The following is a 15,281-nucleotide window of genomic DNA, read 5'->3' as shown; positions in this document are numbered from 1 at the left end:
GGTGAGATAACTACCGCTGCATGCCCCAGCGTTTCAGGGTCACGCGCTCCAGGGTGCGAAAGCCGATGTTTTCCACGATTAAACCGATGACGATGACGGCCGCCAGGCCGGCAAACACCTTGTCCGTGTACAGCTCGTTACGGTTCTGGAAGATATACCAGCCCAGGCCACCCTGCCCCGACGTGGTGCCAAATACCAGCTCGGCCGCGATCAGGGTACGCCAGGCGAATGCCCAGCCTATCTTCAAACCCGAGACGATGGACGGCAAGGCGCCCGGCACGAGGATGTGCAGCACCAGGCGCAAGCCGCTCAAGCCATAATTGCGGCCCGCCATGCGCAGGGTCTCGGGCACGCCCTGGAAACCCGCATACGTGTTCAGGGCCAGCGGCCACATCACGGAATGGACGATGACAAAGATCAAACTCGCACGTCCCAGGCCAAACCACAGCAGGGCCAGCGGCAGCAGGGCGATGGCCGGCAAGGGATTCAACATAGCCGTCAGGGTTTCCAGCACGTCGCGCCCGATGCGGCTCGACACGGCCAGCAAGGTCAGCACGAAGGCGGCCAGCACGCCCGCCGCATAGCCTTGCAGCAAGACGACGAGGGACGCGGCCGTGCGCGTGAGCAATTCACCGCTGGCGATGCCACCGATAAACGCCTGCGCCGTCTGCAGAAAACCGGGCAATAATAAATCGTTGTGCGTCCAGCGCGCCGCGCCTTCCCACAGCAGGGCCAGGCTGAGCAAAATCAAGGCCTTGCGCCACAGCGCGTGCTGGCTCCAGCGCTGCCAGCGCGACAGCGGCAGCTCGACGGTGACACCGGCCGGCGGCGGCGCCGCATACACGACCTCCTGGCGAATCGGTGGTTCCAGCAGCGCGCTCATCCGGCCTCCCGCTGCGCCGTATCCGCTTGTTGAGCAGGATCAACCTCCTCATCGAACAGCAAGCCATGGATGCGGCTGCTGGCCGCCTGGAATTCCGCGCTGCCCGCGCTGTGCAAGCCAAATTGATGGCTGTTGAGTTCGGCGCGCACGCGGCCCGGATGGGGCGACAGCAGCAGAATGCGGTTGCCCACCACCAGGGCTTCCTCGATCGAATGCGTGACGAAGACAAGCGTAAAGCGCAGCTCCTCCCACAGGCGGCTCAGCTCTTCCTGCATCTTGCGCCGCGTCAAGGCGTCGAGGGCAGCAAACGGCTCGTCCATCAGCAGCACTTCCGGCTGCATGGCCAGGGCGCGGGCGATGGCCACGCGCTGCTTCATGCCGCCCGACAAGGTATGCGGATGAGCGTCTTCAAAGCCCGCCAGGCCCACCTTGGCGATCCAGTGATGGGCGCGCTCGCGGGCCGCGTTCCTGTCCAGCCTCTTGCTGGCCAGCAAGGGGAACATGACGTTTTCCAGCACGGTCTTCCATGGCGGCAACTGGTCGAATTCCTGGAACACGACGACACGGTCCGGCCCCGGTTTGTGAATGGGCTGGCCCTGCATGGCGATGCTGCCCGCGCGCGGCGCGATGAAGCCGGCCACGGCTTTCAGCATGGACGACTTGCCGCAGCCCGACGGCCCCAGCAGCACGAAACGGTCGCCGCGGAACACGTCGAAACTGACGTCGTGCGTGGCGCGCACGGTGCGCTGCTCCGTGCGGTATTCCAGGCTGACATGCTTGACGCTGAGCAAAGGCTGTAAGGCGACTGGCGGACGTACCAGGTGAAAAGCGGGTGCATTCATGTCAGCCTCCTTGCGTGATGGCAGGGTCGTCAAAGAAGTAGTCGCGCCAGTTGTCGGGCAGATTGCGGATGGCGTTCACGCGGTGCAGGAATTGTGCCAGGCCATAGGTATTTTGCGGCGCGATCTTGAATTGCACTTGAGGATTTGCAAAGATTTTCAGCAGCAGATTGCGGTCAACCTTGCTCTTGTTCACCTTGATGTAGATGTCGGCCGCGCCCTGCGGATTGCTGCTCGCGTACTGCGCCGCTTCCGCCAGGGCGGCGATGAAGGCGCGGTACGTCTTCGGATTGTCCTTGCGGTACTTTTCCGTCGCATACAGCAGGGTCGATGAGCTGGGCCCGCCCTGCACGTCGTACGAGTTCAGGATGATGCGGGTGTTCGGGTTTTGCGCCAGTTCCTGCTCCTGGAACGGCGAATTGCCGAAGTGACCTGTCAACTCCGTGCCGCCGGCGATGATGGCCGCCGCCGCATCGGGGTGCGGCAAGGTTTGCGTGATCTTGTCGAGCCGCGCGAATTCCTTGTCGCCCCACTGTTTCGCCACGGCCATCTGCAATATCCTCGCCTGGACGGAAACAGAGACGGCAGGCAAGGCGATGCGATCCTTGTCCGTCAAGTCGGCCAGGGTTTTCACCTTGGGATTGTTGCTGATCAAGTAGTAGGGAAAATTACCGAGCGAGGCCACGCCGCGCACGTTCTGCCGGCCTTTGGTGCGGTCCCAGATGGTCAGCAGCGGCCCCAGGCCCGCCCCCGCGATATCGATATTGCCCGACAACAAAGCGTCATTGATGGCGGGGCCGCCGGACAGGGTGATCCACTCGACTTTGACATCGACGCCCTGCTGCTTGCCATGCTTTTCGATCAGTTTTTGTTCCTGCGCAATATTGAGCAGCAAGAAGGTGATGCCATGCTGGCCCGCGATGCGGATCTGGCCTTCGGCCCGGGCCATGGGCATGGCCATGCACAGCACGACAATGGTGGCGAGCAGGCGGCGGGAAAAGGTCAAGATCGGCAACATGGACACTCCTTGGGTCAGATCAACAGTCAAAAAATCAGTACGGCGCATCGCCTTCGATGGTTGTACGGTAGAGTTTGCGGCGCTGCTCGGGCGGGCACCCCGTCGCCAGGTGCATCAGGGAACGGTTGTCCCAGAACACCAGGTCATGCGGCTGCCAGCGGTGCACGTACAGGTGTTCCGGGCGTACGCTGTGCGCAAACAGTTCGTCGAGCAGGGCGCGGCTTTCATCGTCAGGCAAGCCGACGATGCGCGTGGTGAAATGTTCGCTGACGAACAGGGCGCGCCGTCCCGTTTCCGGATGCACGCGCACCACGGGGTGCGTCACGGGTGTGACTTCATCGATCTGCGCCTGCGTCAGCGCGGGCCGCCAGGGGTTGCGGCGGCGCAACTCCTCATACTGGCTCAGGTAGCTGTGTTCGGCGCGGGCGCCGCGCACGGCATGGCGCAGCGCGGCCGGCAAGCTTTCCCACGCCAGGTGCATGTTGGCAAATACGGTATCGCCGCCCTCGTCCGGCAATTCCTGCGCGTGCAGCATGGAGCCCAGGCTGGGCACTTCCTTGTACGACAGGTCGGAATGCCAGAAATGGCCCGCGTCACCCAGGCCGATGGGCTGACCATCTTCGACGATGTTCGAGATGATCAGCACCTCCGGCTGCGTGGGCAGCTGGAACTGGCGCAGCACGTGGATTTGCAGGGGGCCGAAGCGGCGGCTGAAATCGACTTGCTGCTGCGGCGTGATGCGCTGGTCGCGGAACACCAGCACGTGATGGTCGAGGTGGGCATGGTGCAGGCGCTGGAAGTCGCCCAGCGACAGCGGCTGCGCCAGGTCCAGCCCCAGCACTTGCGCGCCCAGCGGCGCGTCGAACGTTTCGATACGGAACTGGCTGGAAGAAAACGCGGATTTCAGGACGGCCGACATGGGAACTCGACTAGAGTCTGGGGAAGTCCACTGTATGCCTGCGCGTCCATCCTGCAAACGAAGCATTTACTATATGGATATGCGCGGCGCGTTGCGCCACGCTGCAACAGGCACTGTCACGCAATGGCACAGCAGTAACGGCTTCGCCCGGGAATGGCGCTAGCACGAAACTTGCTTATCTACCAATTTTCAACGCATAGACAGGAATGCCATGCCCACTCTCGCCCTCTTGCTTGCTCTGTTGCTCGCTGCGCCCTCCCATGCCCAGGATAGCCAGGATAGCCAGGATGAAGGCGATCTCAGCTACAAAGCCTATGTGCACAGCGACAAGCGCATCAAGTGTTTATACGGCTATGCGGCCGACAAGACGGGCGACCATGCGGCCGCCGTGGCCATCTTTGAAGATTGCATCCGGCGCTGGAACGATGTGTATTCGATGATTTGGCTGGCCCAGCTGTATGAAACGGGCATCGGCGTGCCGAAGAACCTGGAACAGGCGACGGTGCTGATGCGGCGCGGCGCCCATACCAACGATGACGCCGCCTATGCGCGGCTGGCGCGCTATCACTATGGCGTGGCGCTGGCCGAAGGCCGGGGCACGCCCCGGGATATTCCCCAGGCAAAAACCTGGCTGCGCCAGGCGGCGCAGGAGGGCGTGCGGGAGGCGGCCGATTACCTGGGCCGCCTGGAAGGCGCCGCGCCCTAGGCGCTGCGCCGACGTTGCCTACGCCGTCGCTTCGTAGCGGGCCAGGCGCGTTGCCATGCGCGGCGCCAGCTCGTGGCCCGCCGTGACCGTCACTTCCAGGTCGTTCAGCAAGCCATCCTTCAAGCCATAGACCCAGCCGTGGACGCTGAGTTCCTGGCCCCGTTCCCACGCATCTTGCACGATGGTGGTCTGGCACACGTTCAAGACTTGCTCGACCACATTCAGTTCGCACAGGCGGTCGCCGCGCTGGCGGCTCGTCAGCACGTCGCCCAGGTAGCGTTCGTGCTTCTGGCCCACGTCCTGGACGTGGCGCAGCCAGTTGTCGACCAGGCCGATGCGCGTGCCCGTCATGGCCGCATGCACGCCCTTGCAGCCGTAATGGCCGACGATGATGACATGTTTGACTTTCAGCACGTCCACGGCAAATTGCAGGACGGACAGGCAATTGAGGTCGGAATGCACGACCACGTTGGCGATATTACGGTGTACGAACACGTCGCCAGGCGCCATGCCCAGCAGCTCGTTGGCGGGCACGCGGCTGTCGGAGCAGCCGATCCACAGGTATTCGGGCGAGGTCTGCGCTTCCAGGTTCTTGAAGAAGTTCGGGTCTTTCGCCACCATCGAGTCGGCCCAGCGGCGGTTACGCTGCAGCAGTTCCGCCAGGGCCAGGCCATTTTTCTGTTCGGTCATATCGCTCCCATTGTGTAATACGACTGAATTGACGGCAGATCGCGCCCATAGGCCGGCGATGTGCGTACATTTATCAGTCGCAGTGAAAAAAACGCCGGGATGTTTCAGCATCCCGGCGCATGGTATTACGTGTGCTTACTCAAAAAAATCCTTGACCTTGTCCTTCCAGGTCTTGCTTTGGGGACTGTGCTTGGCACCGCCCTCGGTGGTCGACTTTTCAAAGTCGCGCAGCAGGTCTTTCTGTTTTTCCGTCAGTTTCACGGGTGTTTCGATGGCCACGTGGCAGAACAGATCGCCCGCATAACCGGAGCGCACGCCCTTGATGCCCTTGCCTTTCAGGCGGAAGGTCTTGCCCGACTGGGTGCCTTCCGGGATCGTGAACGACACTTTGCCGTTCAGGGTCGGCACTTCGATTTCGCCACCCAGGGCCGCCTTGGCGAACGAGATCGGCATTTCGCAATGCAGGTCGTCGCCTTCGCGCTGGAACACGGCGTGCGGCTTGATGTGGATTTCCACATACAGGTCGCCCGACGGGCCCCCATTCGTGCCCGGTTCGCCGTTGCCGGACGAACGGATACGCATGCCGTTGTCGATACCGACTGGAATCTTGACTTCCAGCGTCTTGTTGCGCTTGATGCGACCGGCACCGCCGCACGGCGTGCAGGGGTCGGTGATGACCTTGCCGCTGCCATGGCATTTCGGGCAGGTTTGCTGGATGCTGAAGAAACCTTGCTGCATGCGCACCTGGCCGTGGCCACCGCAGGTACCGCAAGTGGTCGGCGACGTACCCGGCTTGGCGCCGCTGCCGTGGCAAGTGTCGCACTTGTCCCAGCTCGGCACGCGGATGGTCGTGTCGAAGCCGTGAGCAGCTTGCTCCAGTGTAATTTCCAGGTTGTAGCGCAAGTCGGCGCCACGGTACACCTGCGGCCCCGCATTGCGGCTGCGTCCACCGCCACCGCCAAAGATGTCGCCGAAGATATCGCCGAAGCTGTCGGCAAAGCCGCCAGCACCGCCGCCGAAGCCGCCACCGCCGCCCATGTTCGGGTCCACGCCGGCGTGACCGTAACGGTCATACGCATCGCGCTTTTCCGGATTGGTCAGCATCTCGTAGGCTTCTTTGACTTCCTTAAACTTTTCTTCCGATTCCTTGCTATCCGGATTGCGGTCCGGATGGTATTTCATCGCCAGTTTACGGTAAGACTTTTTGATCTCTTCTTCCGAAGCATTTTTTGCGACACCGAGTGTCTCGTAAAAATCACGCTTTGCCATGTTGTCGGCACCTTGCAGTCTATCTACTGATGTAAAAATTACACGAAAAAGCCGAGTCGAGTGCTGCACTGGGCAACGACTCGGCTCGGCCGGTCTTCGCGGCTAATCCCGCGATGTAGCGTTCAGCCCGGCTGCCCCCGGTGAAGGGGGCGCAAGACAATTACTTGCTGTCTTTGACTTCTTTGAAGTCAGCGTCAACAACGTCGTCTTGCTTGGCACCTGCGTCCGATGCGCCAGCAGCTTGCTGTGCACCTTCCGCGCCGCCGGCAGCTTGCTGCGCTTGCATGTCGGCATACATTTTTTCGCCCAGTTTCTGCGATGCGCTCGACAGTGCTTCCACCTTGGCGTCGATCTCAGCCTTGTCGCCCGCCTTGATGCTTGCTTCCAGGTCGGTGATCGCCGCTTCGATCTTCTCTTTCTCGCCCGCATCCAGCTTGTCGCCGTATTCGGTCAAGGATTTCCGGGTCGAGTGTACCAGAGCATCGGCCTGGTTGCGCGACTCGGCCAATTCTTTGACCTTTTTGTCTTCTTCCGCGTTCAACTCGGCGTCTTTGACCATCTTCTGGATTTCAGCCTCGGTCAAGCCGGAATTGGCCTTGATCGTGATCTTGTTTTCCTTGCCGGTGGCCTTGTCTTTCGCGCCGACGTGCAAGATGCCGTTGGCGTCGATGTCGAAGGTCACTTCGATCTGTGGCGTACCACGCGATGCTGGCGGGATGCCTTCCAGATTGAATTCGCCCAGACCCTTGTTGCCGGCGGCGATTTCGCGCTCACCCTGGAAGACCTTGATGGTCACCGCAGGCTGGTTGTCGTCGGCCGTCGAGAAGACCTGGCTGAACTTGGTCGGAATCGTCGTGTTTTTGTGGATCATCTTGGTCATCACGCCGCCCAGGGTTTCGATACCCAGGGACAGAGGAGTGACGTCCAGCAACAGCAAGTCTTTGCGTTCGCCCGACAGGACCGAACCTTGAATCGCTGCGCCCACGGCAACGGCTTCGTCCGGGTTCACGTCCTTGCGTGGATCCTTGCCGAAGAATTCCTTCACTTTTTCCTGCACCTTCGGCATACGGGTCATACCGCCGACCAGGATGATGTCATCGATGTCCGACACTTTCACGCCAGCATCTTTGATGGCGGTACGGCATGGTTCCATCGTCGCCGTGATCAGCTCTTCCACCAGCGATTCCAGCTTGGCGCGGGTCATCTTCAGGTTCAAGTGGACCGGTGCGCCGTTCGCCATGGCGATGTACGGCTCGTTGATCTCGGTTTGTTGCGACGACGACAACTCGATCTTCGCGCGCTCGGCCGAAGCCTTGATGCGCTGCAGGGCGATCGGATCTTTTTTCAGGTCGATGCCGTTGATCTTTTTGAACTCGTCGATGATGTAATCGATGACGCGCTGGTCGAAGTCTTCGCCGCCCAGGAAGGTGTCGCCGTTGGTCGACAGCACTTCAAATTGTTTCTCGCCATCAACATCTGCGATTTCGATGATCGACACGTCGAACGTACCGCCACCCAAGTCATACACGGCGATTTTACGGTCGCCTTTTTCGGTCTTGTCCAGGCCGAACGCCAGCGCTGCCGCGGTTGGCTCGTTGATGATGCGCTTGACGTCCAGACCAGCGATACGGCCGGCATCCTTGGTGGCTTGACGCTGCGAGTCGTTGAAGTACGCAGGCACGGTGATGACGGCTTCGGTGACTTCTTCACCGAGGTAGTCTTCTGCCGTTTTTTTCATCTTGCGCAGGACTTCAGCCGAAATTTGCGGCGGCGCCAGTTTTTTGTCGCGTACGCCGATCCATGCATCGCCGTTGTCGGCTTTCATGATTTGGTACGGCATCAGCGCGATGTCTTTTTGAACTTCTTTTTCGTCGAACTTGCGACCGATCAAACGCTTGACTGCGTACAGCGTGTTTTTCGGATTGGTCACGGCCTGGCGTTTCGCTGGCGCGCCGACGAGAATTTCGCCATCTTCTTGATAAGCAATAATCGACGGCGTCGTGCGTGCGCCTTCAGCGTTTTCGATTACCTTTGGTTGACCGTTTTCCATGATGGAAACGCAGGAATTCGTGGTTCCCAGATCGATACCGATAATTCTACCCATGATTTTTTTCCTTTTATTTGCTAGATTTCAGATGGTTCTTATATGTGGCAAAGCGGCATGGTTTCAAGGCTTGCTTGATGCCGCCCTCTGATTATTTTGCTTGCGCGGTCGTGACAATGGCTGGACGCAGCAGGCGGTCCGCAATCATATAGCCCTTTTGCAAGACTGATACGATGGTATTGGCTTCCTGCTCCGCTGGCACCACGGCAACAGCCTGGTGTTTCATCGGATCGAGCTTTTCACCTTGCACTGGCAACACTTCCACCAGGCGGTTGCGCTCGAACGCGGCGTTCAGTTGCTTCAGGGTCATCTCGACGCCTTCTTTCAGCGATTCGATGGTCGGTGCCTCCACCGTCAGCGCCGTTTCCAGGCTGTCTTTGACCGGCACCATGGCTTCGGCAAAGCTTTCCACTGCGAATTTATGCGCTTTAGCAACATCTTCCTGCGCGCGGCGGCGGATATTTTCGCCATCGGCCTTGGCACGCATGAAGGCATCGTGCATCTCTGCCAGACGCGCTTCGGTACTGGCCAGCTGCTCTTCCAAAGTAGGCTCTGCGGGAGTCGATGGCGCAGTCGTCGCGGCGTCCGCTTGCGGATTAGGTACAGCTTGGTTTTCCTGATCTTGCATCTAGAAAGCTCCTACAATCAATGACTTAAATGGGTTAGGCTATACATCTTTACAACACTAACCGGCAGATGGGGCTATATCCTACTGTTTCAAGGGGTATCGGCGCGAGCGCCAAGGTTTACGTCAGCTAATGTTACAACTTATTACATTTCGTTTCCCATTTCGGGCCGCGAGCCGTGCGCGCCCTCTGATACAGCCGTCATCCCCAGCGAAGCCGGCATTCTACCAGTCCCGACCAGGCCATTGCCACTGACGGTGTTGCTATTTGGAAAACCTCGGTGGATGTGAAAAATGACAAAGCCGCGCAAGCGCGGCTTTACATGGCAGAAAAACATGCCTCTTGCTTCTAATTCGCTGCGCCCAGGGCCAGAGCCGCCGCGCGCGCCTGCTCGCCCGCTTTCTTGTCCGCCTCGCGCTGCGGCGCCGTCTTCATCGTCGGCCAGCCGATCATGTGTTGCTCGGCAATTTCCGCCATGCCGGCGATCCAGGCCGGCGTTTCGTTCAGGCAAGCAATGTAATGAAACTGCTGGCCGCCAGCCGTTTCGAAATCATGCTTGGCTTCCATGGCGATCTCTTCCAGGGTTTCCAGGCAATCGCTGGTAAAGCCCGGGCACAGCAAATCGACACGCTTGACGCCCTGTTGCGCCAGCGCCACCAGGGTCGGCGCCGTGTATGGCTGCAGCCATTCGGCCTTGCCAAAGCGCGACTGGAAAGTCACCACATATTGCTCTTTAGTTAATTTCAATTTTTCCGCCAGCAATCGCGCCGTTTTCAGGCATTGGCAGTGATACGGATCGCCCAGCAGCAAGGTGCGCTTGGGCACGCCATGAAAACTCATCACCAGTTTTTCCGGACGGCCATGCGCTTCCCAGTGGTTCAGCACGGAATCGCGCAAGGCGTCGATATACGTGTCGTGCTCGTGATATTGCTTGATAAAACGCAATTCCGGCACATTGCGCACCGTGGCGTAATGGGCGAATACGGCATCGTAGATGGAACCCGTCGTCGTACCCGAATATTGCGGATAGGCCGGCAAAATGGCGATGCGTTCGCAGCCTTCGCTTTTCAGCTTGGCCAGCACGTCGGGCAAGGAAGGCGAACCGTAGCGCATGGCCATGGCCACCGTCACCCCGTCATGGCCCCGCTCGGCCAGGGCGCCGGCCAGCAATTTGGCTTGCTTTTGCGTGTGCACCTTCAGGGGCGAGCCGTCGCGCGTCCAGATCGACGCATATTTCTTGGCCGACTGGCCCGAACGGAAGGGCAAGATGATCAGGTTCAGGATGAACCACCAGACGATGCGGGGAATTTCCACCACGCGCGGATCCGACAGGAATTGTTTCAGATAGCGCCGCACGGCCGACGAGGTCGGCGCATCGGGCGTGCCCAGGTTGACCAGCACCACGGCGCTGCGGTCGATGCTGCCATGCGTGTACGGCGGTTCAGTTTGAAATGACATGAAGGCTCTTCGAAGGCGTTGGATGGATTAGCCGCCCATTATAGTTACATTGCGTCAACATCGGGAGTACTGCCAGACGATGGCAGCACGCCTGCCACATCCCAGGTCAAATCGCGAGCAATTCGCGCGCATGCTTGCGCGTGGTGGCCGTGATTTCCAGGCCGCCCAGCATGCGCGCCACTTCTTCCACGCGGGCCTTGGCGTCGAGCATGTCGATGCGCGAGGCCGTCTTGCCGTTGTCCAGGGTACTTTTTGCCACCTGGAAATGCTGATTGGCCTGGCTCGCCACTTGCGGCAAGTGGGTCACGCACAGCACTTGCCGCCCTTGTCCCAGGCGTTTCAGCAAGCGCCCCACGACTTCGGCGACGGCGCCGCCGATGCCGCTGTCGACCTCGTCGAAGATCAGGGTCGGCGTGGTGGTGGCGTGCGAGGTGATGACGGAAATGGCCAGCGCGATGCGCGCCAGTTCGCCGCCAGACGCCACCTTGGCCAGCGAACGGGGCGCCGTGCCCGCGTGGCCGGCGACGAGGAATTCCACTTGCTCGAGGCCATGCGCGGCCGGTTCGCACGGGTGCAGCGCAATTTCAAAGCTGCCGCCCGTCATGCTCAGTTCCTGCATGGCGCGCGTGACGGCTTGCCCCAGTTCCAGGGCGGCGGCGCGGCGCGTGGCGGACAATCGCTCGGCGACGCCGCGGTACTCGGCCTCGATCTTCGCTTCCTGGCGCAGCAAACCTTCGATATCGGAAGCGTCGGCCAGGTGCTGCAGCTTTTCCGACAGTTTAGAATGTTCCTCAGGCAACTCTTCGGGCGTGACGCGGAATTTGCGTGCCGTGCTGTGCATGGCCTCCATGCGCGCGTCGAGCTGGTGCAGGCGCTCCGGGTCCAGTTCCACCCGGTCCAGGTAATTGTTCAACGCATACACGGATTCCTGCAGCTGGATGCGCGACGATTCGATCAGGTCGACGATCGGCTGCAATTCCGCATCGACGGACACCAGCTTGCCCAGCTTCTGGTTCAGGGCCGACAGTTGCGACACGATCGGATGATCTTCCTGTTCGGAAATGATCGCCAGGGCTTCCTGCGCCCCTTCCAGCAGGCTGGCCGCGTGCGACAGGCGGCTGTGCTCGTTCGTGATCTCCGTCCATTCGCCGGGCTTGGCGGCCAGTTTTTCCAGTTCTCCCACTTGCCATTCCAGCCGTTCGCGTTCATACAGCACGTTGGCGGCATTCGTTTCGAATTCCTCGCGCTGACGCACGAGTGCGCGCCAGCGCTTGTGCAGCGCCGCCACTTGGCGCGCATCCTGCTCCGCGCCCGCTTCGCGCGCCGTCGCCTGGCCGTCGAGCAAGGCGCGCTGCGCTTCGCTTTTCAGCAAGGACTGGTGCGCGTGCTGGCCGTGGATGTCGACCAGCATGTCGCCCAGTTCGCGCAGTTGCGCCGCCGTGGCGGGGATGCCGTTGATATACGCTTTCGAGCGGCCCGCATTGTCGATCACGCGGCGCAGCAGGGCGCCGCCATCGTCGTTGGCGAATTCATTGGCCACCAGCCAGGCCTGCGCCACCTCGCTGACGGAAAAATCGGCCGTGATGTCGGCCTTGGCCGCGCCTTCGCGCACCACGCTGGCGTCGCCGCGCCCGCCCAGCGCCAGGGTCAGCGCATCGATGAGGATGGACTTGCCGGCGCCCGTCTCGCCCGTCAGCACGCTGAAGCCGGCGGAAAATTCCAGTTCAATGGTATCGACAATGACAAAATCGCGAATGGACAGTGTATGGAGCATGGCTTCTGTGGTTAGGCGGCGCACCGCGGGTTGAGGTAGGGAAACTTATTAGCTGAGCTTGCCCTCGCCCGACGGGTACTCGTTCCAGTGCAGTTTTTCACGCAGGGTGTTGTAGTAGCTCCACCCTTCCGGATGCAGGAAGGTAATCGTGTGCGGCGAACGGCGGATGAGGATGCGGTCTTGCTGCACCAGGCTGGCAAAGGTCTGCATGTCGAAATTGACGCTGATATCGCGTCCGCGGACAATTTCCACCACGATCTGGCTGGAATCGGGCAAGACGATGGGGCGGTTCGACAGCGCGTGCGGGGCGATCGGCACGAGCACGATGCCGCCCAGGGTCGGATGCAGCAACGGGCCGCCGGCCGACAGCGAATATGCGGTCGAGCCCGTGGGCGTGGAAATGATCAAGCCATCCGACCGCTGGTTGTACATGAAGTGGCCGTCGACCTCGACACGCAATTCGGCCATGCCGGCGCCGCCGCCGCGCGAAACGACGACGTCGTTGACGGCCATGCCCACGTGGATCGATACGCCGTCGCGCAGCACGCTGCCTTCGAGCAAGGTACGGCGCTCGGCCTTGAAGCGCCCGCCGAGGATTTGCGCCAATACAGGCAGCATGCGCTCAAGCGGAATATCCGTCATGAAGCCCAGCCGCCCTTGATTGATACCGATCAAAGGGACGTCGAATGGCGCAAGCTGGCGCGCAATGCCGAGCATGGTGCCATCGCCGCCCATGACGATGGCGCAATCGGCGGCGGCGCCGATCTCGGCCGCGGACATGGCGCGCACGCCGGGAAACGCCAGGTTCAGGTGCGCAGCCGTCTCCGCCTCGAAGACCACCGTGTGGCCCAGCACTTGCAGGAAATCGACGATGCTTTTCACGGGTTCGGCAATGCCATCCGTATTCTGGCGCACGACCAGGGCGATGGTCTTGGCGCCCAGGTTGAAGCGCTCGCCCGGGGCTGGCAAGGTCGCGGCTGGCTGTTCGGCTCGCTGGTCGGCGTAGTTATCGACGGGCATAAAAATCTCGGTAGTGAATTCGGTGGCAAACCGCCCCTGGCTGTCGCGTCGCACGCCGGCATCGCATGATACTGTATATATGCACAGTATAGTGCGGCTGCCGTGTGCCCGCAAGGGGCGTTCCTGGTGTTGCACGCAGTGTAGCGCAGAAAAAGAATCGTCCATGCGTGCGCCAGCGCTCCGAACATGGACAAATCCGCTTGCAGGCGGCTTGCCGCGGCGGGACACTGCTTACACTTTACTTTCAGGAGGCCATATGGTTAGCAAGCATAGCGAACGCAAGATCAATACCGATGAAAAGGTGAAAAATGACGGCGTCGACCGCTTGCCGCATGAGCGCGACGAGTCGCCTGACGCGCAGAACGTGCGGCCGCGCAAGATCATGCAACAGGCGGCCAGCGACCTGGAACAAGGCCTGGTCGATACGGACCGCCACGCCCAGCCCGGCGCGGAAAAGGTCAAGCCCGCCGCGCCGCAGCAAGCCCGTCCCGACCCGCAACTGGAACCAAAGAAGGCGCGCTGACTCCAACTGTCACGCTCTGCGACTCGCATTGCTCATGTTCCGGAGTACGCCATGCATCGTTACGCCTGTTCGTTCCTGCTGGCCGCTGCCTGCGGCGCCCATCTCGCGCACGCCCAGGCGCCCGCCATGCCCGTGGGCTTCGGCCCGCAGCCCGTGCTGCCCGCGCCGGACAAGCAACTGATTCCCACAGTCAATGTTGCCCCCGTGCAGCGCTGGACGGCCGGGCAGCGCCCCGCTGTCGCGGCAGGCCTGGCCATCCATGCGTATGCGCGCGATCTCGACCATCCGCGCTGGCTGTACGTCTTGCCGAATGGCGACGTGCTCGTGGCGGAAACGAATGCCCCGCCGAAACCGGACGACAGCAAGGGCATCAAGGGCGCCATCATGCAGATGCAAATGAAAAAAGCGGGCGCCGCCACGCCCAGCGCCAACCGCATCACCCTGCTGCGCGGCGTCGATGCGCATGGCGTGGCCCGGACGCGCAGCGTCTTCCTGCAGGGACTGAATTCGCCATTCGGCATGGCCCTGGTGGGTAACGAACTGTACATCGCCAATGCCGACGCCCTGCTGCGCTTTCCTTACGTCACCGGGCAAACGGCCATCACGGCGCCGGGCACCAAGGTGATGGATTTGCCGGGCGGCCCCATCAATCACCACTGGACCAAGAACGTCATCGCCAGCCCCGACGGTAAATTTCTCTATGTCGCCGTCGGTTCCAACAGCAATGTGGGCGAAAACGGCATGGCAGCCGAAGATGGCCGCGCCGCCATCTGGCAAGTCACGCGCGCCACGGGCAAGGCGCGCGTGTATGCGACGGGCTTGCGCAATCCCGTCGGCCTGGCCTGGCAGCCCAGGACGGGCGCCCTGTGGACGACCGTCAATGAGCGCGACGAGCTGGGCAACGACCTGGTGCCCGACTACATGACCTCCGTCAAGGAAGGTGCCTTCTATGGCTGGCCCTACAGTTATTTTGGCCAGCACGTTGATGCGCGGATCCAGCCACCCCGTCCCGAACTGGTCGCCACGGCTGTTGCGCCCGATTATGCGCTCGGCGCGCACACGGCCTCGCTGGGACTGGCGTTTTATGACGCCACCTTGCTGCCCGAACGCTACCGGGGCGGCGCCTTCATCGGCCAGCACGGCTCGTGGAACCGCAAGCCTTTCAGCGGCTATAAAGTCCTGTATGTGCCCTTCGCCAATGGCGTGCCCAGCGGATCGCCGCAGGACGTCATCGCCGGTTTCCTCGACAGCAATGGCAAGGCGCAGGGGCGCCCCGTGGGCGTGGCCGTCGACAAGGCGGGCGCGCTGCTGGTGGCGGACGACGTGGGCAATGTCATCTGGCGCGTGACGCCGGCGCCGTGAGCGTATTGACGCCGCGCATGCGCCCCCTGTGTGGCGCAACGAACGGAAGCGCAAGGGTGGGGCGCGCATGATGGACCTTCGAACCACGCA

General features: G+C 61.4%; 14 protein-coding genes. 3 read left to right on the top strand and 11 right to left on the bottom strand.

The features are described from left to right. Positions 1-10: 10 nt before the first annotated feature. From AC07X6_RS00260 to AC07X6_RS00245, 4 genes are read right to left on the bottom strand one after another with little or no spacing between them, the layout of a single operon-like run. Positions 11-883, bottom strand: coding sequence for an ABC transporter permease (locus AC07X6_RS00260; RefSeq protein WP_494789692.1), 873 nt, complete (start codon positions 881-883; stop codon positions 11-13). Next, positions 880-1,725, bottom strand: a complete 846-nt coding sequence (locus AC07X6_RS00255; protein ID WP_494789691.1) for an ABC transporter ATP-binding protein — start codon at positions 1,723-1,725, stop codon at positions 880-882. Before AC07X6_RS00255 ends, AC07X6_RS00260 begins: the two co-directional genes overlap by 4 nt. 1 nt (position 1,726) lies before the next feature. Beyond that, on the bottom strand, positions 1,727-2,740 hold the full coding sequence (locus tag AC07X6_RS00250; RefSeq protein WP_494789690.1) for an ABC transporter substrate-binding protein: 1,014 nt from the start codon (positions 2,738-2,740) through the stop codon (positions 1,727-1,729). Positions 2,741-2,774: 34 nt separating this feature from the next. Continuing rightward, the gene (locus tag AC07X6_RS00245) at positions 2,775-3,659 is read right to left on the bottom strand and encodes a TauD/TfdA dioxygenase family protein (protein WP_474293095.1); all 885 of its coding nucleotides are present in this window, start codon (positions 3,657-3,659) and stop codon (positions 2,775-2,777) included. A 211-nt stretch (positions 3,660-3,870) separates the two neighbouring features. Between AC07X6_RS00245 and AC07X6_RS00240 the strand changes: the two genes are divergently transcribed. After that, a complete protein-coding gene (locus AC07X6_RS00240; protein ID WP_494789689.1) occupies positions 3,871-4,365 on the top strand; it encodes a tetratricopeptide repeat protein in 495 nt (164 codons plus the stop codon). Positions 4,366-4,383: 18 nt separating this feature from the next. On the opposite strand, the gene can is transcribed toward AC07X6_RS00240, so the two are convergent. From can to AC07X6_RS00205, 7 genes are all read right to left on the bottom strand, one after another. Next, a complete protein-coding gene (gene can, locus AC07X6_RS00235) occupies positions 4,384-5,055 on the bottom strand; it encodes a carbonate dehydratase (protein WP_131685712.1) in 672 nt (223 codons plus the stop codon). 135 nt (positions 5,056-5,190) lie between these two features. Beyond that, positions 5,191-6,324 carry a molecular chaperone DnaJ gene (gene dnaJ, locus AC07X6_RS00230; protein WP_086147258.1) on the bottom strand — a complete coding sequence of 378 codons (1,134 nt, stop codon included), beginning with the start codon at positions 6,322-6,324 and terminating at the stop codon, positions 5,191-5,193. A 160-nt stretch (positions 6,325-6,484) separates the two neighbouring features. Then, positions 6,485-8,428: a molecular chaperone DnaK gene (gene dnaK / locus AC07X6_RS00225; protein WP_070290878.1), complete on the bottom strand. Its 1,944-nt coding sequence runs from the start codon at positions 8,426-8,428 to the stop codon at positions 6,485-6,487. Between the two features lie 91 nt (positions 8,429-8,519). Next, on the bottom strand, positions 8,520-9,056 hold the full coding sequence (gene grpE / locus AC07X6_RS00220; protein WP_230539110.1) for a nucleotide exchange factor GrpE: 537 nt from the start codon (positions 9,054-9,056) through the stop codon (positions 8,520-8,522). Between the two features lie 346 nt (positions 9,057-9,402). Beyond that, the gene (gene hemH, locus AC07X6_RS00215; protein ID WP_494789688.1) at positions 9,403-10,512 is read right to left on the bottom strand and encodes a ferrochelatase; all 1,110 of its coding nucleotides are present in this window, start codon (positions 10,510-10,512) and stop codon (positions 9,403-9,405) included. Positions 10,513-10,618: 106 nt separating this feature from the next. Further along, entirely contained in the window at positions 10,619-12,286 is a 1,668-nt protein-coding gene (gene recN / locus AC07X6_RS00210; protein WP_230539112.1) for a DNA repair protein RecN, read from the bottom strand. A gap of 48 nt (positions 12,287-12,334) precedes the next feature. After that, complete coding sequence (locus AC07X6_RS00205) at positions 12,335-13,306, bottom strand: NAD kinase (RefSeq protein ID WP_230539113.1); 972 nt, start codon at positions 13,304-13,306, stop codon at positions 12,335-12,337. Between the two features lie 256 nt (positions 13,307-13,562). Here AC07X6_RS00205 and AC07X6_RS00200 point away from each other — a divergent pair, with 256 nt between their 5' ends. Both AC07X6_RS00200 and AC07X6_RS00195 read left to right on the top strand, forming a co-directional pair. Further along, positions 13,563-13,829 (top strand): hypothetical protein, encoded by a 267-nt coding sequence (locus AC07X6_RS00200; protein WP_494789687.1) that lies wholly within the window; start codon positions 13,563-13,565, stop codon positions 13,827-13,829. A gap of 51 nt (positions 13,830-13,880) precedes the next feature. Then, complete coding sequence (locus AC07X6_RS00195; RefSeq protein WP_494789686.1) at positions 13,881-15,191, top strand: PQQ-dependent sugar dehydrogenase; 1,311 nt, start codon at positions 13,881-13,883, stop codon at positions 15,189-15,191. Positions 15,192-15,281 lie beyond the last annotated feature (90 nt).

This window comes from Janthinobacterium sp. GW460-12-1-14-LB5, from assembly GCF_059423585.1.
The sequence above is the reverse complement of the archived record's forward strand: the minus strand, read 5'-3'. Positions and strand labels throughout refer to the sequence as shown.

Bases quoted from the DNA above. Each gene is read 5' to 3' on its own strand.
- dnaK (WP_070290878.1), bottom strand. From the start codon at position 8,428: ATGGGTAGAATTATCGGTATCGATCTGGGAACCACGAATTCCTGCGTT.
- dnaJ (WP_086147258.1), bottom strand. From the start codon at position 6,324: ATGGCAAAGCGTGATTTTTACGAGACACTCGGTGTCGCAAAAAATGCT.
- hemH (WP_494789688.1), bottom strand. From the start codon at position 10,512: ATGTCATTTCAAACTGAACCGCCGTACACGCATGGCAGCATCGACCGC.
- AC07X6_RS00245 (WP_474293095.1), bottom strand. From the start codon at position 3,659: ATGTCGGCCGTCCTGAAATCCGCGTTTTCTTCCAGCCAGTTCCGTATC.
- AC07X6_RS00195 (WP_494789686.1), top strand. From the start codon at position 13,881: ATGCATCGTTACGCCTGTTCGTTCCTGCTGGCCGCTGCCTGCGGCGCC.
- AC07X6_RS00250 (WP_494789690.1), bottom strand. From the start codon at position 2,740: ATGTTGCCGATCTTGACCTTTTCCCGCCGCCTGCTCGCCACCATTGTC.
- AC07X6_RS00240 (WP_494789689.1), top strand. From the start codon at position 3,871: ATGCCCACTCTCGCCCTCTTGCTTGCTCTGTTGCTCGCTGCGCCCTCC.
- AC07X6_RS00260 (WP_494789692.1), bottom strand. From the start codon at position 883: ATGAGCGCGCTGCTGGAACCACCGATTCGCCAGGAGGTCGTGTATGCG.
- grpE (WP_230539110.1), bottom strand. From the start codon at position 9,056: ATGCAAGATCAGGAAAACCAAGCTGTACCTAATCCGCAAGCGGACGCC.
- AC07X6_RS00205 (WP_230539113.1), bottom strand. From the start codon at position 13,306: ATGCCCGTCGATAACTACGCCGACCAGCGAGCCGAACAGCCAGCCGCG.
- recN (WP_230539112.1), bottom strand. From the start codon at position 12,286: ATGCTCCATACACTGTCCATTCGCGATTTTGTCATTGTCGATACCATT.
- can (WP_131685712.1), bottom strand. From the start codon at position 5,055: ATGACCGAACAGAAAAATGGCCTGGCCCTGGCGGAACTGCTGCAGCGT.
- AC07X6_RS00255 (WP_494789691.1), bottom strand. From the start codon at position 1,725: ATGAATGCACCCGCTTTTCACCTGGTACGTCCGCCAGTCGCCTTACAG.
- AC07X6_RS00200 (WP_494789687.1), top strand. From the start codon at position 13,563: ATGGTTAGCAAGCATAGCGAACGCAAGATCAATACCGATGAAAAGGTG.